The 21,417-nt window shown below is 69.3% G+C and carries 20 protein-coding genes and 1 tRNA gene; 3 read left to right on the forward strand and 18 right to left on the reverse strand.

Annotated features, from left to right (window positions below):
• Positions 1–4: 4 nt before the first annotated feature.
• The 5 genes from uppS to rpsB form a co-directional block, all read right to left on the reverse strand.
• Positions 5–793, reverse strand: a complete 789-nt coding sequence (uppS, locus tag VFR90_RS13905) for a polyprenyl diphosphate synthase (protein WP_326406741.1) — start codon at positions 791–793, stop codon at positions 5–7.
• The gene (gene frr, locus VFR90_RS13910) at positions 793–1,353 is read right to left on the reverse strand and encodes a ribosome recycling factor (protein WP_326406742.1); all 561 of its coding nucleotides are present in this window, start codon (positions 1,351–1,353) and stop codon (positions 793–795) included. The genes uppS and frr overlap by 1 nt, the downstream gene beginning before the upstream one ends.
• 17 nt (positions 1,354–1,370) lie before the next feature.
• Positions 1,371–2,081 carry a UMP kinase gene (pyrH, locus tag VFR90_RS13915; RefSeq protein WP_326406743.1) on the reverse strand — a complete coding sequence of 237 codons (711 nt, stop codon included), beginning with the start codon at positions 2,079–2,081 and terminating at the stop codon, positions 1,371–1,373.
• A gap of 132 nt (positions 2,082–2,213) precedes the next feature.
• The gene (tsf, locus tag VFR90_RS13920; protein ID WP_326406744.1) at positions 2,214–3,134 is read right to left on the reverse strand and encodes a translation elongation factor Ts; all 921 of its coding nucleotides are present in this window, start codon (positions 3,132–3,134) and stop codon (positions 2,214–2,216) included.
• Positions 3,135–3,257: 123 nt separating this feature from the next.
• Positions 3,258–4,001, reverse strand: coding sequence for a 30S ribosomal protein S2 (rpsB, locus tag VFR90_RS13925; RefSeq protein WP_326406861.1), 744 nt, complete (start codon positions 3,999–4,001; stop codon positions 3,258–3,260).
• A 271-nt stretch (positions 4,002–4,272) separates the two neighbouring features.
• On the opposite strand from rpsB, the gene VFR90_RS13930 reads away from it, so the two are divergent.
• Both VFR90_RS13930 and VFR90_RS13935 read left to right on the forward strand, forming a co-directional pair.
• A complete protein-coding gene (locus tag VFR90_RS13930) occupies positions 4,273–5,667 on the forward strand; it encodes an FAD-dependent oxidoreductase (RefSeq protein WP_326406745.1) in 1,395 nt (464 codons plus the stop codon).
• Positions 5,668–5,673: 6 nt separating this feature from the next.
• Positions 5,674–7,215 (forward strand): NAD(P)H-hydrate dehydratase, encoded by a 1,542-nt coding sequence (locus tag VFR90_RS13935; RefSeq protein ID WP_326406746.1) that lies wholly within the window; start codon positions 5,674–5,676, stop codon positions 7,213–7,215.
• Positions 7,216–7,224: 9 nt separating this feature from the next.
• Here VFR90_RS13935 and rnr read toward each other — a convergent pair whose 3' ends face one another.
• Positions 7,225–9,477, reverse strand: a complete 2,253-nt coding sequence (rnr, locus tag VFR90_RS13940; protein WP_326406747.1) for a ribonuclease R — start codon at positions 9,475–9,477, stop codon at positions 7,225–7,227.
• A 71-nt stretch (positions 9,478–9,548) separates the two neighbouring features.
• Between rnr and VFR90_RS13945 the strand changes: the two genes are divergently transcribed.
• Positions 9,549–9,633 (forward strand) — tRNA-Leu (locus VFR90_RS13945).
• A gap of 69 nt (positions 9,634–9,702) precedes the next feature.
• On the opposite strand, the gene VFR90_RS13950 is transcribed toward VFR90_RS13945, so the two are convergent.
• The 12 genes from VFR90_RS13950 to hisS all read right to left on the reverse strand — a co-directional run bounded on the left by VFR90_RS13950 (position 9,703) and on the right by hisS (position 21,398).
• On the reverse strand, positions 9,703–10,230 hold the full coding sequence (locus tag VFR90_RS13950; RefSeq protein ID WP_326406748.1) for a phosphoribosyltransferase: 528 nt from the start codon (positions 10,228–10,230) through the stop codon (positions 9,703–9,705).
• Positions 10,231–10,239: 9 nt separating this feature from the next.
• Positions 10,240–11,589 (reverse strand): adenylosuccinate synthase, encoded by a 1,350-nt coding sequence (locus tag VFR90_RS13955; RefSeq protein ID WP_326406749.1) that lies wholly within the window; start codon positions 11,587–11,589, stop codon positions 10,240–10,242.
• A gap of 10 nt (positions 11,590–11,599) precedes the next feature.
• Entirely contained in the window at positions 11,600–12,781 is a 1,182-nt protein-coding gene (locus VFR90_RS13960; RefSeq protein WP_326406750.1) for an ATP phosphoribosyltransferase regulatory subunit, read from the reverse strand.
• Positions 12,782–12,842: 61 nt separating this feature from the next.
• Positions 12,843–13,031, reverse strand: a complete 189-nt coding sequence (locus VFR90_RS13965; protein WP_326406751.1) for a DUF2065 domain-containing protein — start codon at positions 13,029–13,031, stop codon at positions 12,843–12,845.
• Between the two features lie 16 nt (positions 13,032–13,047).
• Positions 13,048–13,935 carry a protease modulator HflC gene (hflC, locus tag VFR90_RS13970; protein WP_326406752.1) on the reverse strand — a complete coding sequence of 296 codons (888 nt, stop codon included), beginning with the start codon at positions 13,933–13,935 and terminating at the stop codon, positions 13,048–13,050.
• Positions 13,936–13,962: 27 nt separating this feature from the next.
• Positions 13,963–15,261 (reverse strand): FtsH protease activity modulator HflK, encoded by a 1,299-nt coding sequence (gene hflK / locus VFR90_RS13975; RefSeq protein ID WP_326406753.1) that lies wholly within the window; start codon positions 15,259–15,261, stop codon positions 13,963–13,965.
• Entirely contained in the window at positions 15,258–16,484 is a 1,227-nt protein-coding gene (gene hflX / locus VFR90_RS13980; protein ID WP_326406862.1) for a GTPase HflX, read from the reverse strand. Before hflX ends, hflK begins: the two co-directional genes overlap by 4 nt.
• A gap of 66 nt (positions 16,485–16,550) precedes the next feature.
• The gene (gene hfq / locus VFR90_RS13985; RefSeq protein ID WP_326406754.1) at positions 16,551–16,796 is read right to left on the reverse strand and encodes an RNA chaperone Hfq; all 246 of its coding nucleotides are present in this window, start codon (positions 16,794–16,796) and stop codon (positions 16,551–16,553) included.
• Positions 16,797–16,880: 84 nt separating this feature from the next.
• Positions 16,881–18,221: a ribosome biogenesis GTPase Der gene (gene der / locus VFR90_RS13990; protein ID WP_326406755.1), complete on the reverse strand. Its 1,341-nt coding sequence runs from the start codon at positions 18,219–18,221 to the stop codon at positions 16,881–16,883.
• Positions 18,222–18,243: 22 nt separating this feature from the next.
• Positions 18,244–19,353, reverse strand: a complete 1,110-nt coding sequence (bamB, locus tag VFR90_RS13995; RefSeq protein ID WP_326406756.1) for an outer membrane protein assembly factor BamB — start codon at positions 19,351–19,353, stop codon at positions 18,244–18,246.
• Entirely contained in the window at positions 19,350–20,033 is a 684-nt protein-coding gene (locus VFR90_RS14000; protein ID WP_326406757.1) for a YfgM family protein, read from the reverse strand. The genes bamB and VFR90_RS14000 overlap by 4 nt, the downstream gene beginning before the upstream one ends.
• Before the next feature lie 48 nt (positions 20,034–20,081).
• Positions 20,082–21,398 (reverse strand): histidine--tRNA ligase, encoded by a 1,317-nt coding sequence (gene hisS, locus VFR90_RS14005; protein ID WP_326406758.1) that lies wholly within the window; start codon positions 21,396–21,398, stop codon positions 20,082–20,084.
• Between the last annotated feature and the right edge of the window lie 19 nt (positions 21,399–21,417).

Here is a 21,417-nt window from a genome sequence, read left to right on the forward strand (position 1 = left end):
AACGTCAGGCGGCCGGCTGCACGGCAGCGGCGGCCGTGACGACCGGCGCGACCTCGGTCTTGATCGCGCCGAAGCGGCGATCGCGCGCGGCGAAGGTGGCCAGGGCCGCGTCGAGTTCGACCTCGTCGAAGTCGGGCCAGAGGCAGTCGGTGAAGTGCAGCTCCGAATACGCCGCCTGCCAGAGCAGGAAGTTGGAGATGCGCACCTCGCCGCCGGTGCGGATGAAGAGGTCGGGATCGGGCGCGTGGCTCAGCGCGAGGAATTCGGCAAGGCGCTCCTCGGTCAGTTCGGCGGCCGGCACGCCGGCTTCGATGGCCGCGCGGCAGGCCTGCACCATGTCCCAGCGCCCGCCGTAGTTGAACGCGACCGACAGCGTGATGCGCCGATTCAGCACGGTGCGGCGCTCGGCCTCGTCCCAGGCCTCGCGCACCTTGTCGGAGACCGCTCCGCGGTCGCCGACGATGCGGATGCGCACGCCCTCGTTGGCGAGCTTGCCGAGGTACTTCGAAACGGCCACCAGCACCAAGCCCATCAGGCCGGAGACCTCTTCCTGCGGGCGCTTCCAGTTCTCGCTCGAGAAGGCGAACACGGTGAGGTAGTCGATGCCGCGGTCTGCGCAGGCGCGCACCGTGCGCACCAGCGCATCGACCCCTTGCTTGTGGCCGACGAAGCGCGGCATGAAGCGCTTGGACGCCCAGCGGCCATTGCCGTCCATGACGATCGCGACGTGGCGCGGCACGGCGCCGCGCGCCTTGTCCTTCGCCGCGCCGAAGCGCTCGGTGCTTGAGTGCATCACACGGCCAGGATGTCGGCCTCTTTGGCCTTCACCAGGCGGTCGATCTCGGCGATCGTGCCGTCGGTGAGCCGCTGCACTTCCTCGAGCGAACGCTTTTCGTCGTCTTCGCCGATCAGCTTGTCTTTCAGCAGCTTCTTGGCCTGGTCGTTGGCGTCGCGGCGCAGGTTGCGCACGGCGACTCGCGCGTCCTCGCCGGCCGCACGCACGACCTTGGTCAGGTCCTTGCGGCGCTCTTCGGTCAAGGGAGGCATCGGGACGCGCAGAAGATCGCCCTGGGCGGCCGGGTTGAGGCCGAGATCGCTCTCGCGGATCGCCTTCTCGATCTTCGGGCCCAGGCCCTTCTCCCAGGGCTGGACGCTGATCGTGCGCGCATCGAGCAGCGAGACGTTGGCGACTTGGCTGATCGGCACCATCGAGCCGTAGTACTCGACCTGGACCTGGTCGAGGATGCCCGGGTGGGCACGGCCGGTGCGGATCTTCTGCAACTCGGCCTTGAACGACTCGATCGATCGGGCGGACTTCTGCTCGAGCGTCTTGCGGATGTCGGCGATGGTCATGGCGATTTCGAACTTCCTCAGACGTGCACCAGCGTGCCCTCGTCCTCGCCCAGCACCACGCGGCGCAGCGCACCGGGCTTGAAGATCGAGAACACCTTGATCGGCAGCTTCTGGTCGCGGCACAGCGCGAACGCGGTCGCATCGAGCACCTGCAGGTTCTTGCTGATGGCTTCGTCGAAGCTCACCCGTGCATAACGGGTCGCGTTCGGGTCCTTCTTCGGATCGGCGGTGTAGACGCCATCGACCTTGGTAGCCTTCAGCACGATCTGCGCGCCCATCTCGGCGCCACGCAAGGCGGCGGCCGTGTCGGTGGTGAAGAAGGGGTTGCCCGTGCCGGCCGCGAAGATCACGACCTTGCCTTCTTCGAGGTACTGCAGCGCCTTCGGCCGCACGTAGGGCTCGACGACCTGCTCGATGCTGATGGCCGACATCACCCGCGCTGTCATGCCTTCCTGGCGCATCGTGTCGGCGAGCGCCAGCGAGTTCATCACCGTGGCAAGCATGCCCATGTAGTCGGCGGTCGCGCGGTCCATGCCGACCGAGCCGCCGGCGACGCCGCGAAAGATGTTGCCGCCGCCGATGACGACCGCCACCTCGCAGCCCATCTCCGTGACCTCGCGCACCTCCTGCACCATGCGAACGATCGTCGCGCGGTTGATGCCGTAGGCATCGTCGCCCATCAAGGCTTCGCCCGAAAGCTTCAGCAGGATCCGCTTGTAGGCCGGCATGCCGGAGGTCTCCGATTGGGGAACGGCCAAGTAAGGACCGTAGGGCAGTTTAAAGGGATCGCTTCGCGGGCGAGCTTGTCGCGAACGCCCGCGGATGGCCGCGCGCCGACACGCGACGCCGGCCGCCTGGCTTCAGCCGCCCTTCGCCGCGGCGACCTGCGCCGCGACCTCGGCCGCGAAGTCGTCGACCTTCTTCTCGATGCCTTCGCCGACCACGTAGAGGGTGAAGCCGAGCACCTTGGTGTTCGCGGCCTTCAGCATCTGCTCGACGCTTTGCTTGTCGTTCTTGACGAAGGCCTGATTGAACAGCGAGACCTCCTTCAGGTACTTCTGCACCGAGCCTTCGATCCGCTTGGCGACGATCTCGGCCGACTGCACCGGCTTGCCGGCGGCTTCGGCGGCCTTCGCATCCTCGGCAGCCTTGCCAGCGGCGACCGCGCGCTCCTTCTCGATCAACTCAGCAGGTACCTCGCTCGACTGCAGCGACACCGGCTTCATCGCCGCGACATGCATTGCGACGTCCTTGGCCGCGACCTCGTCGCCGTCGTACTCGACGATCACGCCGATGCGCGTGCCGTGCAGGTAGCTCGCCAGCTTCGAGGGGCCTTCGTAACGCTTGAAGCGGCGCACCGCGATGTTCTCGCCGATCTTGCCGATCAATCCCTTGCGCACGTCTTCGACCGTCGGGCCGAAGCCGTCCTGCACATACGGCAGGCCGGAAAGCGCGGCGGCATCGGCCGGCGCGCTCTTCGCCACCAGGTCGGCGCAGGCGCGCGCGAAGGCGAGGAAGCTGTCGTTCTTGGTGACGAAGTCGGTCTCGCAATTGACCTCGACGATCGCACCGACACCGCCTTGCACGACGGCGGTGATCGCGCCTTCGGCCGTGATACGGGCCGCGGCCTTGCCGGCCTTGCTGCCGAGCTTCACGCGGAGCAGTTCCTCGGCCTTGCCCATGTCGCCCTCGGCTTCGGTCAGGGCCTTCTTGCATTCCATCATCGGCGCGTCGGTCTTGGCGCGCAGTTCGGCGACCATGCTGGCGGTGATTGCAGGCATCGCTCAACTCCGTTCGGTGAGCCCCGCGCTGATCGGGCGCGGCGGCGGGTAAAAAAACGTTCGGGAAGTGCCGGCGAACAAAAGGGGCTGAAACAGCCCCTTGTGCGACGCCGGGCGCGCGCGTCAGGCGGCGTCGCTGACCTCGACGAATTCGTCTTCGCTGCGCGCGCCGGCGACGACTTCATTGACCGCATTGGCCTTGCCTTCGAGCACCGCGTCCGCGACCGCGCGCGCATACAGCGCGACGGCCTTGGCCGAATCGTCGTTGCCAGGGATCACATAGTCGATCCCGTCCGGCGAGTGGTTCGAATCGACGACGCCGATCACCGGGATGCCCAGCTTCTGCGCTTCAGCGATGGCGATCTTGTGGTAGCCGACGTCGATGACGAACATCGCGTCGGGCAGCGCGTTCAGGTCCTGGATGCCGCCGATGTCCTTCTCGAGCTTGGTCAGCTCGCGCTCGAACAGCAGCGCTTCCTTCTTGCTCATCGTCTCGAGACCGGCCTCCTTCTGCGCCTGCATCTCCTTGAGCTTCTTCAGCGACCCCTTGACCGTCTTGAAGTTGGTCATCATGCCGCCGAGCCAGCGCTGGTCGACGAACGGCATGCCCGCTCGCTTGGCTTCCTGAGCGACGACCTCGCGCGCCTGGCGCTTGGTGCCGACCATCAGGATCGTGCCGCGCTTCGCAGCGAGTTGGCGGGTGAACTTCATCGCCTCGGTGAAGAGCGGCAGCGTCTTCTCGAGATTGATGATGTGGATCTTGTTGCGGTGCCCGAAGATGAACGGGGCCATCTTGGGATTCCAGAAGCGCGTCTGATGTCCGAAATGGACGCCGGCTTCCAGCATGTCACGCATGGTGAAGGACATGAGAGCTCCAAAGGTTGGGACTAAAATCCGGCCTTGATCGTGAGTGCGAAATCGAACGTTCTCGCGTTCGAAACGCAACCGCACGACACCTTTTGGCGGCCGGGTTTGCTGGGTGTGTTTTCCGGAGATCGGCGAATGAACAAGGCGGCATGAAGAACCGCGGCGATCGGATCGGAAAACGGGCGGAGTCTAACACGCAGCGTCGGCGCGCCAGGCTCTCGAAGAGCCACTCCGTCATGGCCCAGCCCGCCTTTTGCGCCGGTTTCGTCGCATGAGGATCGCCGTCATCGGGGCGGGCATCGTCGGCGTCACCAGCGCCTACGAGCTGGCCGTCGACGGCCACGATGTCACCGTCTTTGAACGCCACAGCAGCCTCGCCGCTGAAGCCAGCTTCGCGACGCCGGGCATCGTCGCGCCGGCTTACGTGGCCCCATGGGCCGGGCCGGCGCCGAACGGCGGGTTGCTGCACGAGCTGTTCGGGCATGGCCGCGGCCTGCGCATGCCGGCTTGGCCCGACGCCGCCCGGTGGCGCTGGTTGTGGCGCTGGTCGCAGGCCGGCGATGCGGCTCGGGCGCAAAAGCTGCGCGCCGAGCTGCTCGAGCTGTCGAGCTACAGCCACCGCTGCCTGCTCGAGCGCGTCGAGCGCCTGGGCCTCGTTTTCGAGCGCGCGCACGGCGTGCTCGTGCTGCTGCACGACGCCGCCGGCCTCGAAGCAGCGCGCAGGCAGCTCGAGCTGCTGCGCGAGCTGGGCATCGGCTACAGCGAACTCGACGCGGCCGCCTGCCACGCGCTCGAGCCGGGTTTGAGCCGCACGATGCCGCTGGCCGGCGGCATCCGGCTGGCGCAGGGCGAGGCGGCGAACTGCCGGCAATTCGCACACGTGCTGCGCGACGCAGCCGAGCAGCTGGGCGTCGAGTTCCGCTTCGCGACCGCGGTGCGCGCGCTCGGCACCGCCAACGCGAAGCAAGGCACGCCCTTGAAGCTCGAGCAACTCGCGCTGACGACCGGCTTCGCCTCGAGCCACGCCCAGACGCCGGTCGGCCCGCAGGCCGTCGGCCAGTCCCCGACGATGACGCTGCGCCGCGGCCGCGCTGCAGCACGCTTCCTCGAGCCGATCTCGGAAGAGGCCTACGAAGCCATCGTGATCGCCGCCGGCGTCGACGCGGTGGAGCTGCTGCCGTCGCTGGGCATGAAGCTGCCGTTGCAGCCGGTCCACGGCTATTCGATGACGGCGCCGTTGCGCGCGCCCGACCGTGGGCCGCGCGCGGCGGTGATCGACGCACAGCACGGCGTCGCGATCTCGCGACTGGGCCAGCGGGTGCGCATCGCCGGGGGCGCCGAGCTGGGCGGCTCGTCGCTGCGCCAGCGCCGCGCGCCGGTCGACCTGCTGTTCAAGCTGCTGCACGACCGCTTCCCCGGCGCCGCGCACACCGCCAAGCCGCAGATCTGGAAGGGCGCGCGTCCGATGTTGCCCGACGGCCCGCCGGTGATCGGCCCGAGTCCGCGCCCAGGCGTCTGGCTCAACCTCGGCCACGGTGCCAGCGGCTGGTCGATGGCCTGCGGCAGCGCGCGCCTGCTGGCCGACCAGATCGCCGGCCGCGAGAGCGCGATCGGCGCCGCCCCGTACTCGGCCCGGCGCTACCTCGGCGGTGCGGCCTGCGGCTGAACTGCGATGCGGATGCCGGTGATCGTCGACGGGCCGTGCGCCACGCCGGGCGGCTCGGCATGGCCGCTGCACGACGCCGACGCAACCCGCCGCATCGAAGCCGCCGCCTCCGCCGCGCTGCCGCCTCATGCGCTGATGCAACGCGCCGGCTTGGCCGTGGCTCGGCTCGCGCTGGCGGTCGCACCGCATGCGGGGCGCATCCAGGTGCTCGCGGGCCCCGGCAACAACGGCGGCGACGGGCTGCTCGCCGCACGGCACTTGAAGTGCGCCGGCCGCGACGTCGAGGTCTGGCTCGCGCCGACGCACCGCGCACGGCCAACCGATGCCGCGATGGCGTTGCAGCAGGCGCGCGACGCCGGCGTCGCGATCGGTGACGCGCTGCCCGGCGCGCCGGCCGAGCTGTGCATGGACGCCTGCCTCGGCGTGGGCTTGCACCACGCGCCGCAAGGTGCGCTCGCCGAGGCGATCCGGCACGCGAACCGACACGATGCGCCGGTGCTCGCCGTCGATCTGCCGTCGGGCCTTGACGGCGACACGGGCCAGCCGCTCGACGCCGACGGGACGATCCGCGCCCGTTGGACGCTGGCGCTGTTGAGCCTCAAGCCCGGCCTCTTCACCGGCGCCGGGCGCGCCTTCGCCGGGCAGGCGTGGTTCGACGACCTCGGCATCGACGCCTGCGCACTGGCGCCCGGCTGCGCCGGGCTCGTCACCGAGACGCGGTCGCTATGGCCGCACCGCCTGGCGCACGATCACAAAGGCCGCTTCGGCGACGTTTGGATCGTCGGCGGCGCGCCGGGCATGCGCGGGGCGGCCTGGCTGGCCGCCCGGGCGGCGCTCGCCGCGGGCGCGGGTCGCGTGATGGTCGTGCCGCTCGGCGGCGCAGGCGACGACGGCTTCGACGTGCAGCACCCCGAGCTGATGCTGCGAACCGTCGAGACCCTGACAGCGACGCCTTCGCCGCTTGCATTGGCCACCGTGGTGTGCGGCTGCGGAGGCGGGACCGAGGTCCGCGCGGTGCTGCCTAGCCTGATCGCCCACGCCGGCCGCCTGGTGCTGGACGCGGATGCCTTGAACGCGATCGCCGCCGACCGCTCGATCGCCGACGGGCTGAGCCGTCGCGCGGCGCGCGGGCAAGCGACGGTGCTGACACCGCATCCCTTGGAGGCCGCGCGTCTGCTCGGCACCGATGCCGCAGCGGTGCAACGCGATCGCCTTGCGGCCGCGCGGCGCCTCGCCGATGGCGCGCCGGGCTGGGTCGTGCTCAAAGGCTCGGGCAGCGTGGTCGCGAGCCCGGCCGGTCAGGCGTGGATCAACGGCAGCGGCAACCCCGCGCTCGCGACCGCAGGCAGTGGCGACGTGCTTGCCGGCTGGCTCGGCGGGCTGTGGTCGCAGGGCCTCGACGCAGGCGACGCGGCGCGGCTCGCGACCCACACGCACGGCACGGCCGCGGACGGCTGGGCGGCCTCTCAGGCGATTGCCGGGCCGCTCGAAGCGAGCCGCCTGATCGAGCGGCTGCGCGCGCTGCGCGTGCGCGCGGTCAGCGCCTGAGCGCCCGCCTCAACGACGCGCCTTGCGCGGCGCGCGCGTCGAAGCGTCGCCCGGCTTCTTGCGCGCTGCGCGCGCCTCGCCTGACTTTGCCGCCTTGCCCGCAACACCGCCGGCCTTCTTGGTCGCCTGGCGCTCGTCGCGGTCCTCGGCCTTGACCGCAGCGAGCTCATCGAGCGCCGTGCGGGCCTTGTCCGCTGCACGCGCGCTGCGCGGTGCGCTGCCGGGCGCGTCATGCACGAGGCGAAAGTCGATCTTGCGGCCGTCGAGATCGACGCGGCTCACCTGCACCCGCAGCCGGCTGCCGGCTGCGTAGCGCAAGCCGGTTCGCTCGCCGCGCAGCTCCTGTCGCACCTCGTCGAAGCGGTAGTACTCGCCGCCGAGTTCCGAGATGTGCACGAGGCCTTCAACGTAGAGCTCGTCGAGCGTGACGAAGAGCCCAAAGCTCGTTGCGGCACTCACCGTGCCGCTGTAGATCTCGCCCAGGTGCTCGCGCATGAACTTGCACTTGAGCCAGGCTTCGACGTCGCGCGAGGCCTCGTCGGCGCGCCGTTCGTTCGCGCTGCAATGCGCGCCGGCAGCCTCCCAGGCCTGCATCGTGGCGCTGGCCTTCGCGACCTGCGCCGCCTTGGCCTGCGCCTTGGCGGCCTGCGTCGGCTTCAGCTTGCGCGTGTGCACCGCCGAGCTCGCGAGCGCGGCGACCTGCAACGCGTACTTGCGTTGCTCGAGCAGCGCCTTGATCACGCGATGCACCAGCAGATCCGGATAGCGCCGGATCGGGCTGGTGAAATGGGTGTACGCGGGATACGCAAGGCCGAAGTGGCCGCTGTTGATGGGCGTGTAGATCGCCTGCTGCATCGAGCGCAGCAGCATCGTGTGGATCTGCTGCGCGTCGGGGCGATCGACGGTCGCCCGCGCGATCGCCTGGAACTCGCCGGGCTTCGGGTCGTCGCCGATCGAAAGCCCCAGGCCGAGCGCCTTCAGGTAGGCCTGCAGGGTCGCGAGCTTCTCCGGCGTCGGCCCCTCGTGCACGCGGTACAGACTCGGATGCTTGTGGGCTTCGATGAAGTCGGCCGAGCAGACGTTCGCCGCGAGCATCGCCTCTTCGATCAGCTTGTGTGCGTCGTTGCGCGTGCGCGGCACGATCTTCTCGATGCGGCCGTTGTCGTCGCAGACGATCTGCGTCTCGGTCGTCTCGAAGTCGATCGCGCCGCGGCGTTGGCGCGCCTTCAGCAGCGCGCGATAGGCCTCGTGCAGATGCACCAGCTGCGGCACCAACTGCTTGCGGGCGCGGGCTTCGGCGCCCTTGGTGTTCGCCAGGATCGCGGCGACCTCGGTGTACGTGAAGCGCGCCTGCGAATGCATCACGGCCGGGTAGAACTGGTAGGCCTGGACCTCGCCTTCGGCATCGATCACCATGTCGCAGACCATGCAGAGCCGGTCCTCGTTCGGGTTCAGCGAGCACAGGCCGTTGGAAAGCTTCTCCGGCAGCATCGGCAGCACGCGGCGCGGGAAGTAGACGCTGGTCGCGCGTTCGTAGGCGTCGTCGTCGAGCGGCTCGCCCGGCTTCACGTAGTGGCTCACGTCGGCGATCGCGACGAGCAGCCGCCAGCCGTCCGCGCCCTTTCTGCCGCGGCCGATCGCGATCGGCTCGCAGTACACCGCATCGTCGAAGTCGCGCGCGTCCTCGCCGTCGATGGTGACGAGCGCGACGTCGGTCAGATCGACGCGGTGCTTCTTGTCGACCGGGCGGACCTTGTCGGGCAGCTTCGCGGTCTGCGCCAGCGTCTCGGCCGAGAAGCGGTGCGGCACCTCGTACTTGCGCACCGCGATCTCGATCTCCATGCCGGGATCGTCGATCTCGCCGAGCACCTCGGTCACGCGGCCGAGCGGCTGGCTGTGCATCGACGGCGGCTCGATCAATTCGACGGCGACCACCTGCCCCGCTGCCGCGTTCGCGATGCCGTTCTTCGGCACCATGATGTCCTGGCCGTAGCGCTTGTCCTCGGGCGCGACGAGCCAGATGCCGCTCTCGTGAAGGAGCCGGCCGATGATCGGCGCCTTCGCGCGGCCGAGGATCTCGAGCACGCGGCCTTCGGGCCGGCCCTTGCGGTCGTAGCGCACGACTCGCACGCGCACCCGGTCGCGATGCAGCACCGCATGCATCTCCTGGGGGCTGAGGTAGATGTCGCCTTCGCCGTCGTCGCGCTGCACGAAACCGTGGCCGTCGCGATGGCCTTGGACACTGCCTTCAACCTCGCTCATCAGTGCCGCGGCGAGCGGCGCGCGAGGGGAACGTTCGTTGTTCTTGATGCTAGACTCCTGCGCTCCTGAAGGCCCAGGTGGCGGAATTGGTAGACGCACTAGTTTCAGGTACTAGCGGGTAACTCCGTGGGGGTTCGAGTCCCTTCCTGGGCACCAGTCGATGAATGAAGAAGCCAGCGCGATCCGCTGGCTTTTTTCTTGCGCTCTTCGCTGCGAAGCGGCGCTTCAAGCGCCCCCCGAGAGCTTGCGCGCCAAGCCGTCGGGCCGCAACGCGTCGTACTCCTCGAAGGGCTGATGGATCCACGGGCTGGTCGGCAGATGTTCGACGGCGTAGTCGGGCTGGTAGCTCGACACGCCCTTGACCCAGATCACCGCGGAGCGCAGCTCGCCGATCGCCGGCATGCCGCGCAACCGATCGACCACCGCCTTCAGCGTGACGCCGGTATCCGCAAGGTCGTCGACCAGCAACACGCGACCCGCGAGCTCGCCTTTCGGCAAGGTGATGTACTGCGCCATGTCGAGCCGGCCCTGGATCGTGCCCTCGCCCGCGCGGTAGGAGCTGGTCGCAAGGATGCCGAGCGGCTTGTCGAAGATGCGCGAGAGCACATCGCCGGGCCGCATGCCGCCGCGCGCGAGGCAAAGGATCAGATCGAACTCCCAGCCCGAACGATGCACCTCCATCGCGAGCCGCTCGATCAGCAGGTGGTACTCGTCCCAGGCGACGTAGAGATGCTTGCCGTCGTCGGTCAACATGGCTTGGCTTCAGCTGCGATAAGGATGACGCAAAAGGATCGTGTGGGCGCGGTCCGGGCCGGTCGAGACCATGTCGATCGGCGCGCCGATCAGCGCCTGCACCCGCTCGAGGTAGCGGCGTGCGTTCGCGGGCAATTCGTCCCACTTCGTGCAGCCGACTGTGCTCTGCTTCCAGCCGGCGAAGCTTTCGTACACCGGCTTGCACTGCACGATCTCGTCGGCATCGAGCGGCAGCACATCAATGCGACGGCCATCGAGTTCGTAGCCGACGCCGAGCAGGATTTCCTCGAGCCCGTCGAGCACGTCGAGCTTCGTGATGCACAGACCCGACAAGCCGTTGATCAGGATCGACCGCTTCATCGCCGCGCCGTCGAGCCAGCCGCAGCGGCGCGGCCGACCGGTCACGGTGCCACGCTCCTGCCCCACCGTGGACAGGTGATGGCCGACCGAGCCGGGCTCGTCCATCGGCAGCTCGGTCGGGAACGGCCCCGAGCCGACGCGCGTGGTGTACGCCTTCGTGATGCCGAGGATGTAGTGCAGCTTGTCCGGCCCGACCCCCGAGCCCGCCGCCGCGTTGCCCGCGACGCAGTTGCTCGAGGTGACGTAGGGATAGGTGCCGTGGTCGATGTCGAGCAGCGTGCCCTGCGCGCCTTCGAACAGCACGTTGCCGCCGGCGAGATTCGTCTCGTGAACGCGGAGGCCGACGTCGGCAAGCATCGGCTTGAGCTTCTCGGCGACGCGCATCGCGTGCTCGAAGATCGGCTCGAAGGCCAGTGCCTCCGCATGCAGGTAACCCTGCAGGATGAAGTTGTGCAGTTCGAGAAGCTCGCGCAGCTTGCGCTCGAAGCGCTCGGGATGCTTCAGGTCCTGCACGCGCAATGCGCGGCGCGCGACCTTGTCCTCGTAGGCCGGACCGATACCCTTTCCCGTGGTGCCGATCTTGCCGGCGCCGCTGGTCTCTCGCTGCGCTTCGCGCGCCTTGTCCACCTCGACGTGGAACGGCAGGATCAGCGGGCACGATTCGCTGATGAACAGCCGCGAACGCACTTCGACGCCAGCGGCTTCGAGCCGTTCGATCTCGCCGAGCAGGTGCGTCGGGTCGACCACCACGCCGTTGCCGATGAAGCATGCGACGCCTTCGCGCATCACGCCCGAAGGAATCAGCTGCAGCGCGGTCTTCTTGCCGTTGATCACCAAGGTGTGGCCGGCGTTGTGGCCGCCCTGGAAGCGCACGACGGCGCTCGCGTGGTCGGTCAACCAATCGACGACCTTGCCCTTGCCCTCGTCGCCCCACTGGGTGCCGACCACGACGACGTTGCGTCCGGTCTTGTGCTGCTGTTGCGCCATCGCTGCTGTCATCTCGTTCCGATCATGGTGCGGCTCGGGCCGTCACCTCGCGCAACTGCCAGCGCCCGCCAAGCCATTCGATGCGGCGGTCGCAATCCACTTCGTCGCCCTCGTGCTCGTGGCCGGGCAGCAGGCACACGACCGTGTGGCCCGCGCCGCGCAACTCGCGCACCACCTCGCGCAACGCCGCGTCCTCGCTCCACGGCGCCTGCACCGCCTTGCGAGGCATGACGCCGGCGCCCATCGACGCGAGCGCCTTGAGGTCGCCGCTGAAGCCGGCCGCCGGCCGGGTGCGGCCGAAGACGGCGCCGATCTCGTCGTAACGCCCGCCGCGCAGCAACGCCTGCTCGCAGCCTTCGGCGTAGACGGCGAAACGCGCGCCGCTGTAGTACGTCTGGCCGCTGAAGTCCGAAAGATCGAAGCCGACGGTGACCTGCGGATGGGCGACGGTGGCGTGCGCGGCGAGGCGCTTCAAATCGTCGAGCGCCGCGCTCACCTGCGGCCGCGCGGGGAGCGCCGCTGCCGCGGCTTCGAGCACCTCGGCATCACCGTACAGCGCAAGCAGCGAGTGCAAGCCGCGCCGCACCTCGTCGGGGTAGCCGTGCGTCACGTCGGCGAGCGCCAGCGCATCCTTGGCCGACAAGGCGCGGTAGAGCTCGTCGAGCCTTCCGGCGTCGATTGACAGGCCGTGCAGCAGGCCACGGACGATGCGCGCATCGGCCATGTCCAGCACCAGGCCGCTCAGGCCGACGGCGCGCAGGCTGTCGAGTGCCAGATCCTGCACTTCAAGATCGGCCTCGAGGCCTGCATGGCCGTAGAGCTCGGCGCCGAACTGCAATGGCTCGCGGCTCGATTGCAGGCCCGATGGCCGGGCGTGCGCGACCGGGCCGCAGTAGCAAAGGCGGGTGACGCCGTCGCGGTTGAGCAGATGAGCGTCGATGCGCGCAACCTGCGGCGTGGTGTCGGCGCGCAACCCGAGCGAGCGACCGCTCAACTGGTCGACCAGCTTGAAGGTGCGCAGGTTGAGCTCGCGGCCGGTGCCCGAGAGCAGCGAATCGAGGTATTCCAGCAGCGGCGGCATCACCAGCTCATAGCCGTAACGTGCGGCTGTGTCCAGCACGCCTCGGCGCAGCTCCTCGATGCGCCTCGCCTGCGACGGCAGCACATCGGCCATGTGCTCGGGCAGCAGCCACGCTGAGGTCATGCGAAAAACCGGAAGAACGAAGCCGCGTAGTGTACGGGCCGGTCCCCGCCGGCCCGGGTCTTCATGCACCGAAGACGAGCAGCAGCAACAGGCCCAGCACCATGCTCGTGAGGCCGAGAAAGCGGAGCTGGCCGTCGCTTAGCCGGGTCGCCTGCTCGAACACCTTGCGCCAGCGCGTCGGGCTGAGGAAAGGCAGCAGCCCCTCGAAGACAAGCATCAGCGCGACCGCGCCCAGCAGCATGTCGCCCATCGCGCAGCCTTGGCGCCTAGCGCGGGCGGGCAGGCGTTGGCGTCTCGCCGCGTAAGGCGCGGAAGAACTCGCCGCTCGGATCGACGACCATCAGGTCGCTCTTGTTGCGAAAGCTCGCGCGGTAGGCCTCGAGGCTGCGGTAGAACTGGGCGAACTGCGGATCGCGCCCGAAAGCTTCGGCGAAAAGCGCCGAGGCTTTCGCGTCGCCCTCGCCCTTGATCTTCTGCGCGTCGCGGTACGCCTCGGCGACGATCACCTCGCGCTGCTTGTCGGCGTCGGCCCGGATCTTTTCGCCCTCGGCCTGGCCGGTGGAGCGCGTCTCGTTGGCCACCCGCTTGCGCTCGGACTCCATGCGCCGATAGACCGACTCGGTGATGTTCGCCGCGAAGTCGACCCGCTTGACCCGCACGTCCACCACCGTGATGCCGAAAGCCTTCGCGTCGTCGTCGAGCCGGCGGATCACGCCCTGCATCACCGTGTCGCGCTCGGTCGAAAGCACCTGCCGAACCGTGAGCTTGGTCACTTCCTCGTTGAGCGCCGCCTGCACGATCGGCGCCAGCCGCGCTTCGGCGTTGCGCGTGTTCGTGCCGTTGTTGCGGATGAACTGGCGCGGATCGGTGATGCGCCACTTCACCAGCCAGTCGATCACGAGGCTGGTCTTCTCGGCGGTGAAGACCGGGCGGGTCTCGGGACTGTCGAGGCTCTGGATGCGACGGTCGAGCCAGACGATGTTCTGGAACGGCGGCGGCAGCTTGAACTTCAGGCCGGGCTGCTGGATGACTTCCTTGATCTCGCCGAGCGCGTAGACCACGGCGAACTGGCGTTGATCGACGACGAAGACGGTCGTGGAGGCCGCCATCAACGCGAGCAGCACACCCGCGACGACGATACCGATGCGATTCATACGTTGCTCTTCCTGCGGTCGATCGGGTCAGCGGCTTTCGCGCTCGCGGGTGCGCTGGTTCTCGCGCGATCGGGGGTCGATCGCCGGCGTCGGTGCGTTCGTCTCCGGCGCGGCGGCCGGCGCCATCGAAGCGGACGGCGAGCCTTGCGCCTGCCCGGCCGCCTGCATCAGCTTGTCGAGCGGCAGGTAGAGCAGGTTCGAGCCGGTGCGCGATTCGACCAATACCTTGCTCACGTTGCCGTAGACCTCGCGCATCGTGTCGGTGTAGAGCCGGTCACGCGTGACGGCCGGCGCCTTCTGGTATTCGGCCAGCACCTGCTTGAAGCGCGAGCCGTCGCCCTCCGCCTGGGCAATCACGCGGCCGCGGTAGCCCTCGGCCTCCTCGCGCAGCCGCGAAGCGGTGCCCTGCGCCTTCGGGATGACGTCGTTGGCGTAGGCCTCGCCCTCGTTCTTGAAGCGCGTGCGGTCGGCCACAGCCTTGACCGCATCGTCGAACGCGGCCTGCACCTGCTCCGGCGGCGCGACGCTCTGCACGTTGACGTTGGTGACGAGGATGCCGGTCTTGAGCCGGTCGAGTTGCGCCTGGATCGACTTGACCAGGTCGCTTGCGATCGCGTCACGTTGCTCGTAGAGCACCGAGTCCATGTTGCTGCGGCCGACGATCTCGCGCACCGCCGATTCGGCCGCGAGCACGACCGCATCCTCGGCGTTTTGGTTCTCGAACAGGAAATCCCGCGCGTCCTTCAGCCGGTACTGAACGGTGAAGCGGATGTCCACGATGTTCTCGTCTTGCGTGAGCATCGACGAGTCGCGCAGGCCGGTGGCCTGCACCGTGCCGCTGCGACCGATCTCCTTCGAGCGCAACTGGGTGAAGCTGACGACCTCGTGCGACTGGAATGGATACGGCCCGCGCCACTGGAAGCCCGCCTCGACCGTGTGGCTGTAGCGGCCGAAGGACATCACCACGCCCTGCTGGCCTTCCTGCACGATGAAGAAGCCGGTGCCGAGCCAGATCAGCACGGCGACGCCGGCGATCAGCAGCGCGCCGATCCCGGCGCCGCGCATGTCCGGTGGCGTCGAGCCGCCACCGCCGCCCGAGGGCTCGGGCCGCGCACCGCCGCGCCCGCCGAACAGGCCGCTGAGCTTGCGGTTGAAGTCGCGCCAGAGCTCGTCGAGATCAGGTGGCCCGTCGTTGCGGCCGCCGGCCATCAGCACCGAGGGGCGCGCCCGCCAGGCGAGCCGCCGCGCAAGGCCGGCAAACAAGGCCGCGAGCGCGCCGGCGATGGAGTTCGGCAGGCGGTCGCCGGCCAGGGTCGATGGGTTCATGCGATGCGAGCGAGCGGAGGAGTGGGCGTGTCGGCGAGCGGATCGGATTCTGGCGCGGCTTCATGCGCCGGCGCTTCGGGCGGTGCGCCGGAGGTGCCGGCGACCGCCGCGGCGAGCACCAAGCGCAACTCGGGCAGGCCGTCGCCGCGCACCGCGCTGACGAAGACGCGTGTGCTGCGCCGGCCGCCGTCGACTTCGATCGCGTCGATCAACCGGCGCGGCTCGGAAGCGGCTTCGAGCCGGTCGAGCTTGTTGTAGACCAGCACGCGCGGGATCGCGGCCGCGCCGATGTCGTCGAGCACGCGGTCGACCTCGGCCATCTGCTCGGCAAGGTTCGGGCTTGCCGCGTCCACCACGTGCAGAAGCAGGTCGGCCTGCGCCGCTTCGCGCAAGGTCGCCTCGAAGGCTTCAACGAGGCTGTGCGGCAGGTCGCGGATGAAGCCGACAGTGTCGGACAGGCTCACCGACCGGCCGGCATCGGCAAGGAAGAGCTGCCGCGTCGTCGTATCCAGCGTCGCGAACAGCTGATCCGCAGCGTAGCTGCGCGCCTTGACCAAGGCGTTGAACAGCGTCGACTTGCCGGCGTTTGTGTAGCCGACCAGCGAGACGTTGAAGGTGCCGGCCCGCTCGCGCGAGCGCCGCTGCGTACCGCGCTGGCGCTTGACCTTGTCGAGCCGCGACTTCAGTGCCTTGATGCGCTCGCCGATCATCCGGCGGTCGAGTTCGATCTGTCGTTCGCCCGGGCCGCCGCGATGGCCGACACCGCCGCGCTGGCGTTCGAGGTGGGTCCAGCGCCGCACCAACCGGTTGCTCAGGTACTGGAGCTGCGCCAGTTCGACCTGCAGCTTGCCTTCGTGGCTGCGCGCGCGTGCCGCGAAGATCTCGAGGATCAACCCGACACGGTCGAGCACCTCGACGCCGAGGTGCCGCTCGAGGTTGCGCTGCTGGGTGGGCGAGAGAGCCTGATCGAAGATGACCGCGCCGGCTTCGGATGCCGCGACCAGCGCCTTCAGCTCGTCGGCCTTGCCGCTGCCGACGAAAAGCGCCGCGTCGATCGCCTTGCGCCGAGCGACGACGCGCGCCACCGGCGCGTCGCCTGCCGACTCGGCGAGCAAGGCGAGTTCGTCGAGGGTGTCGTCGAAGCCGGCGTGGCCGCCGACATCCACGCCGACCAGCACGACCCGGGCGGCGCTGGCCGATGCGCTCGCGGCTTCAGACTGCATGTTCACGCCGCGCCTCGCGCCAAAGATGCGCCGGCCTCGTCGGCCGCGAGCGCCGCATGCCGCCGTTCAGTTGCTCGCCTCGCCGGCGTCGCCCGCCTGGAAGTTGACCGCGCGACCTGGCACGACGGTGGAAATCGCGTGCTTGTAGACCATCTGGGTCACCGTGTTGCGCAACAGCACCACGTACTGATCGAAGGACTCGATGTGGCCCTGCAGCTTGATGCCGTTGACCAGATAGATCGAGACCGGCACGTGTTCCTTGCGCAGCAGGTTGAGGAAGGGGTCTTGTAGAAGCTGCCCTTTGTTGCTCACGATGGCATCCGTCTTGTGGTTCGTTGGAAGGGGAAGGTATCACAGGCCACCTTCCGAGAAGCGGTGCCGGGAGGCGCCGAGCCTCTACGAGTCGGTGCGCGCGAACGGGTTCCGTCCGGTCTTCATCTCGATGCGCATCGGCGTGCCGGCCAACTGGAAGTGGCTGCGGAACCGCCCTTCCAGAAAGCGTTTGTAGGCATCGCTCACGTGGTCGAGCGAGCTGCCGTGGATCACGATCACCGGCGGGTTCTGCCCCCCCTGGTGCGCGTAGCGCAGCTTGGGACGGAAGGCGCCGGCGCGCGGCGGCTGCTGGAATTCGACCGCCTCGTGCAGCACGCGCGTGAGCTGCGGCGTCGGAAGCTTGCGCATCGCCGAAGCCCAGGCCTCGGCGACCGACTTCCATACCGGGCCCAGACCCTGCCGCTTGATCGCGGAGATCGGCAGCACCGGCGCGAAGCGCAGGAAGGGCAGGCGCTGTTCGATCGAACGCTGCACCAGGCCGCGCTGGTAGCTGTCGATCGCGTCCCACTTGTTGATCGCCACCACTACCGCGCGGCCGGCGTCAAGGATGTAGCCGGCGATGTGCGCGTCCTGGTCGCTGACCCCTTGCGTCGCGTCCAGCAGCAGCAGCACGACGTTCGCGTCGCTGATCGCCTGCAGCGTCTTGACCACCGAAAACTTCTCGATCGCCTCGAACACCTTGCCCTTGCGGCGCAGGCCGGCGGTGTCGATCAGCTCGAACTTCTGGCCAGCCCGCTCGAACGGCACGCGGATCGTGTCGCGAGTTGTGCCGGGGAGGTCGAACGCCACCAGCCGTTCCTCGCCGAGCCAGGTGTTGATCAGCGTGGACTTGCCGACGTTGGGCCGGCCGGCCACCGCGAGGCGGATTGGCCGGTCGGCTTCAGCGTCGTCCTCCTCGGTGTCGTCTTGCGGCGGCAGGTGCTCGAAGGCCACTTCGATCAAGCTGCGTACGCCCTGGCCGTGGGCGGCCGAAACCGCCAGCGGCGTGCCCAGCCCGAGCTCGAAGAACTCGGCCAGCTGGATGCCTTCGAGCATGCCCTCGGCCTTGTTCGCCGCCAGCACCAGCTTCTTGCCGGCAGTGCGCAGGTAGCGGGCGATGTCGTGGTCCTGGGCCGAAAGCCCGGCGCGCACGTCGACGACGAAGACGACCACGTCGGCCTCGGCCACCGCTTGCCGGGCCTGCTTGGCCATCTCCTTGAAGATGCCGGTCTCCGCGGTCGGCTCGAAGCCGCCGGTGTCGATGACGATGAACTCGAGCTTGCCCTGCTTGCCTTCGCCGTAGTGGCGGTCGCGGGTCAGGCCGGCGTAATCGGCGACGATCGCGTCACGGCTCTTCGTCAGCCGGTTGAACAGCGTTGACTTGCCGACGTTCGGCCGGCCGACCAGCGCGAGCACGGGTTTCATCGCGGCACCCGCGCGGCAGCGGTCAGGAAAGCCGGAACGCGAACACCCCGCCGCGCCGGGTCACGACGACGATGGTGTTGCCCACGCGCACCGGCGGCGCGGTCACCGCGCTGCCGTCGGTCGGCAGGCGCAGCAGCGTGGTGCCGTTCTCGCGGTCGAGGAAGTGGACTTGGCCTTCCAGGTCGCCGAACACCACCACCTTCGCGGCGACCAGCGGGCTGCTCAGTTCGCGATAGAGCAAGGCGTCCGACGCCCAGACCACGTCGCCGGTCGAGCGCTTCCAGGCGCTGATGCGGTCGGTCGCGTCGGCCGCGAAAACCATGTCCTCGTCGGCAGCGACGCCGCGCGTGCCGCCGACGGTGCGCGACCAGGCAAGGCTGCCGTTGCCCGCGTCGACGCAGCCGACCGCCGCCTGGAAGCCGCGCGCGCAGACTGTCGTGCCCACGCGCGCGGCCGGCCCGACCAGATCGGCCAGCCGCTCGACCTCGTTGGTGCCGCGGGGCGACGCGACCGTCGTCTCCCACCGCAAGCTGCCGCGCAGCGGATCGAAGCCGGCCAGCCGCGGGCCTTGGCCTGCGATCAGCGTGTCGTTCCACGGCAGCAGCACCCCAGGCTGCAACAGCGTCAGCGGATCGCCGGCGCGCTGCTGGCCCCAGAGCTTGCGGCCGTCCTGCGCATCGAAGGCCTGCAGGCTGCGGTCGATGCCGAGCACGAAGACGCGCTCGCCGGCGACCAGCGGCGCAGTGACGACGCGCGTCGACAGCCGCGTGCGCCAGGCCGGCTTGCCGCGCTCGAGCACGACCAGTTCGTTGGCGGTGGTCACCACCGCGGCCCAGCGGCCGTCGCTGCCGACGCCGGCCGCGAGCTTGCCGTCGGTCTCGCCGCGCCACAGTTCCTTGCCGCTGTCGGGAGCGAGTGCCTCGATGCGGCCGCTGCTGCTCGCGAACACCAGCGCTTGCGGCGTCGCCGCAACGCGCAGCGCCGGGCCGCCTTCGCCGACGCTGGCGCGCCAGGCCTGCGTCGCGGCGATCCCGGCGGTGTAGGCGACCAGCGGCGTGGGCTTGGGCTTCTCGTTGCTCGAGCAGGCGACGAGCGCGAGCGCCGCGGCCGCAGCGCAAAGCAGCCGCTTCATCGGCTGGCCCCCGCAGCAGGCGCCGAAGCGGCCGGCGCCGACGGCGCGGCGCCGAGCGCGGTGAGCTTCGCATCGACCAGCCGCCGGTAGTCAAGCGCCGGGTCGATCTGCGTCCAGGCCTTGCGGTAGGCGGCGATCGCTTCGTCCTTCTTGCCCTGGGCCGCGAGGATGTCGCCGCGGCGATCCTCGGCCAGCGCGGCGAAGGCCGGCGGCGCGTCGGCCGGCAGCGCCTTCAGGGCCTCGTCGTACTTCTTCTGGTCGAGCAGCACGCCGGCCAGACGCAGCTTCGCGACGATCGGATAGGCCTGCTCGCCGCCCTGCCGAGCGACCCATTCGAGGCTCGTGCGCGCCGCATCGGGCTGGCCCTTGTCGAACTGCAGCTTCGCGAGCAGCAGCGCGGCCTGCGAGGCGAAGGTGGTGGAGGCGTAGCGCTCCTTCATGTCGCCGAAGCCGCGGCTCGCGCGGTCGAGGTCGCCGGCCTGCGCGGCGCGATCGATCTCGTCGAACAGCAGCGCCGCCTTGGCCGAGCGATCGCGCTCATACCACTGCCAGCCGTTGTAGGCGGCGAAGATGCCGAGCACCGCAATCAGCGCCCAGGTGATCAGGCCGCCGTAGCGCTTCCAGAAGTGCTTGAGGGCGTCGAGCTGTTCCTGCTCTTCCAGATCGAGATGCGTGGCCATGCGGGGAAATCGTCGTGATGCAACAAGGGGTCCCCGGAGGGCGCGGGATTATGAACGCAGCAGTTCGCCGCCCCAGACCCCGGCCTCCACGATGGGGCGGAGTTCCTGCGGCACCGGCTGGCCCTCGGTGCGCAGCGGCTTGACCGCGACCATGCCCTGCGCGAGCTCGTCGGCGCCGAACACCAGCGCATAGCGCGCGCCGCTCGCATCGGCCTTCTTGAACTGCGACTTCATGCTGCCCTGCCCGTCCCTGCCGGCGGCATGCATCTGCACCGAGACACCGAGCGCGCGCAGCGCCTCGAGCACCGGCAGCGCCTGCGGCAGCGCGGCGGCATCGGGCAGCACCGCGTAGGCGTCGGGCACGGGCGGCGGCACGACGACGCCCGCTACTTCCAGCAGCAGCAGCAGCCGCTCGACGCCCAGCCCCCAGCCGACACCGGGCGCCGGCTTGCCGCCGAGCTGTTCGACGAGCCCGTCGTAGCGCCCGCCGCCGCCCACCGTGAGCGGCGCGCCGAATCTGTCGCTGACCCACTCGAAGACCGTGTGGTTGTAGTAGTCGAGGCCACGCACCAGCCGCGGATTGACGCGGTAGGGCAGCCCCGCGGCGTCGAGCATCGAGCGCACTGCGTCGAAGTGCGCGAGCGACTCGGCGCCGAGGCAGTCCGCGAGCTTCGGCGCCGCCTCGATCACCGGCTGCATCGCCGCGTTCTTGCTGTCGAGGATGCGCAGCGGGTTGCTGTGCAGCCGGCGCTTCGCGTCGGCGTCTAGCAGGTCGGCGTGGCGCTCGAAGTGCTCGATCAGCGCGGCGCGATGCAGCTGCCGCTCGGCCGGCTGGCCAAGGCTGTTGAGTTCGAGCCAGAGGTCGCGGCCTTCGACCAGGCCCAGTTCGCGCCACAGCATGCGGCACATGAGGATCACCTCGGCATCGACGTCCGGTCCGGCGAAGCCGAGCGCCTCGACGCCGACCTGATGGAACTGGCGGTAGCGACCCTTCTGCGGACGCTCGTGGCGGAACATCGCGCCGAGGTAGTACAGGCGCTTGCCGCCGTCGTACAGCAGCGAATGCTCGACCGCGGCGCGCACCACGCCGGCGGTGCCCTCTGGGCGCAGCGTGAGCCGGTCGCCGTTCATGCTGTCCTCGAAGGAATACATCTCCTTCTCGACGATGTCGGTGACCTCGCCGATGCCGCGCACGAACAGCGCGGTGGGCTCGACGATCGGCGTGCGGATCGCGGCATAGCGGTAGCGCTGCATCACGCGGCGCGCGCAGTCCTCGAACCACTCCCAGCGCGCCGAATCGGGCGGCAGGATGTCGTTCATGCCCTTGACGGCCTGGAGCGGCGATCGATCGGGAGCTTGGCTCATGGTCCGAAGAGGTTGCGCA

Source organism: Methylibium sp., assembly GCF_035762065.1.
GTDB lineage: Bacteria > Pseudomonadota > Gammaproteobacteria > Burkholderiales > Burkholderiaceae_C > Methylibium.

Excerpts from the sequence above, each read along its gene's own strand:
- VFR90_RS14000 (WP_326406757.1), bottom strand. The coding sequence starts at position 20,033 with ATGGCCACGCATCTCGATCTGGAAGAGCAGGAACAGCTCGACGCCCTC.
- VFR90_RS13960 (WP_326406750.1), bottom strand. The coding sequence starts at position 12,781 with ATGACCTCAGCGTGGCTGCTGCCCGAGCACATGGCCGATGTGCTGCCG.
- hflK (WP_326406753.1), bottom strand. The coding sequence starts at position 15,261 with ATGAACCCATCGACCCTGGCCGGCGACCGCCTGCCGAACTCCATCGCC.
- uppS (WP_326406741.1), bottom strand. The coding sequence starts at position 793 with ATGCACTCAAGCACCGAGCGCTTCGGCGCGGCGAAGGACAAGGCGCGC.
- VFR90_RS13930 (WP_326406745.1), top strand. The coding sequence starts at position 4,273 with ATGAGGATCGCCGTCATCGGGGCGGGCATCGTCGGCGTCACCAGCGCC.
- VFR90_RS13955 (WP_326406749.1), bottom strand. The coding sequence starts at position 11,589 with ATGACAGCAGCGATGGCGCAACAGCAGCACAAGACCGGACGCAACGTC.
- hflC (WP_326406752.1), bottom strand. The coding sequence starts at position 13,935 with ATGAATCGCATCGGTATCGTCGTCGCGGGTGTGCTGCTCGCGTTGATG.
- bamB (WP_326406756.1), bottom strand. The coding sequence starts at position 19,353 with ATGAAGCGGCTGCTTTGCGCTGCGGCCGCGGCGCTCGCGCTCGTCGCC.
- frr (WP_326406742.1), bottom strand. The coding sequence starts at position 1,353 with ATGACCATCGCCGACATCCGCAAGACGCTCGAGCAGAAGTCCGCCCGA.
- VFR90_RS13950 (WP_326406748.1), bottom strand. The coding sequence starts at position 10,230 with ATGTTGACCGACGACGGCAAGCATCTCTACGTCGCCTGGGACGAGTAC.
- tsf (WP_326406744.1), bottom strand. The coding sequence starts at position 3,134 with ATGCCTGCAATCACCGCCAGCATGGTCGCCGAACTGCGCGCCAAGACC.
- VFR90_RS13935 (WP_326406746.1), top strand. The coding sequence starts at position 5,674 with ATGCGGATGCCGGTGATCGTCGACGGGCCGTGCGCCACGCCGGGCGGC.
- VFR90_RS13965 (WP_326406751.1), bottom strand. The coding sequence starts at position 13,031 with ATGGGCGACATGCTGCTGGGCGCGGTCGCGCTGATGCTTGTCTTCGAG.
- hisS (WP_326406758.1), bottom strand. The coding sequence starts at position 21,398 with ATGAGCCAAGCTCCCGATCGATCGCCGCTCCAGGCCGTCAAGGGCATG.
- der (WP_326406755.1), bottom strand. The coding sequence starts at position 18,221 with ATGAAACCCGTGCTCGCGCTGGTCGGCCGGCCGAACGTCGGCAAGTCA.
- pyrH (WP_326406743.1), bottom strand. The coding sequence starts at position 2,081 with ATGCCGGCCTACAAGCGGATCCTGCTGAAGCTTTCGGGCGAAGCCTTG.
- rpsB (WP_326406861.1), bottom strand. The coding sequence starts at position 4,001 with ATGTCCTTCACCATGCGTGACATGCTGGAAGCCGGCGTCCATTTCGGA.
- hflX (WP_326406862.1), bottom strand. The coding sequence starts at position 16,484 with ATGCAGTCTGAAGCCGCGAGCGCATCGGCCAGCGCCGCCCGGGTCGTG.
- rnr (WP_326406747.1), bottom strand. The coding sequence starts at position 9,477 with ATGAGCGAGGTTGAAGGCAGTGTCCAAGGCCATCGCGACGGCCACGGT.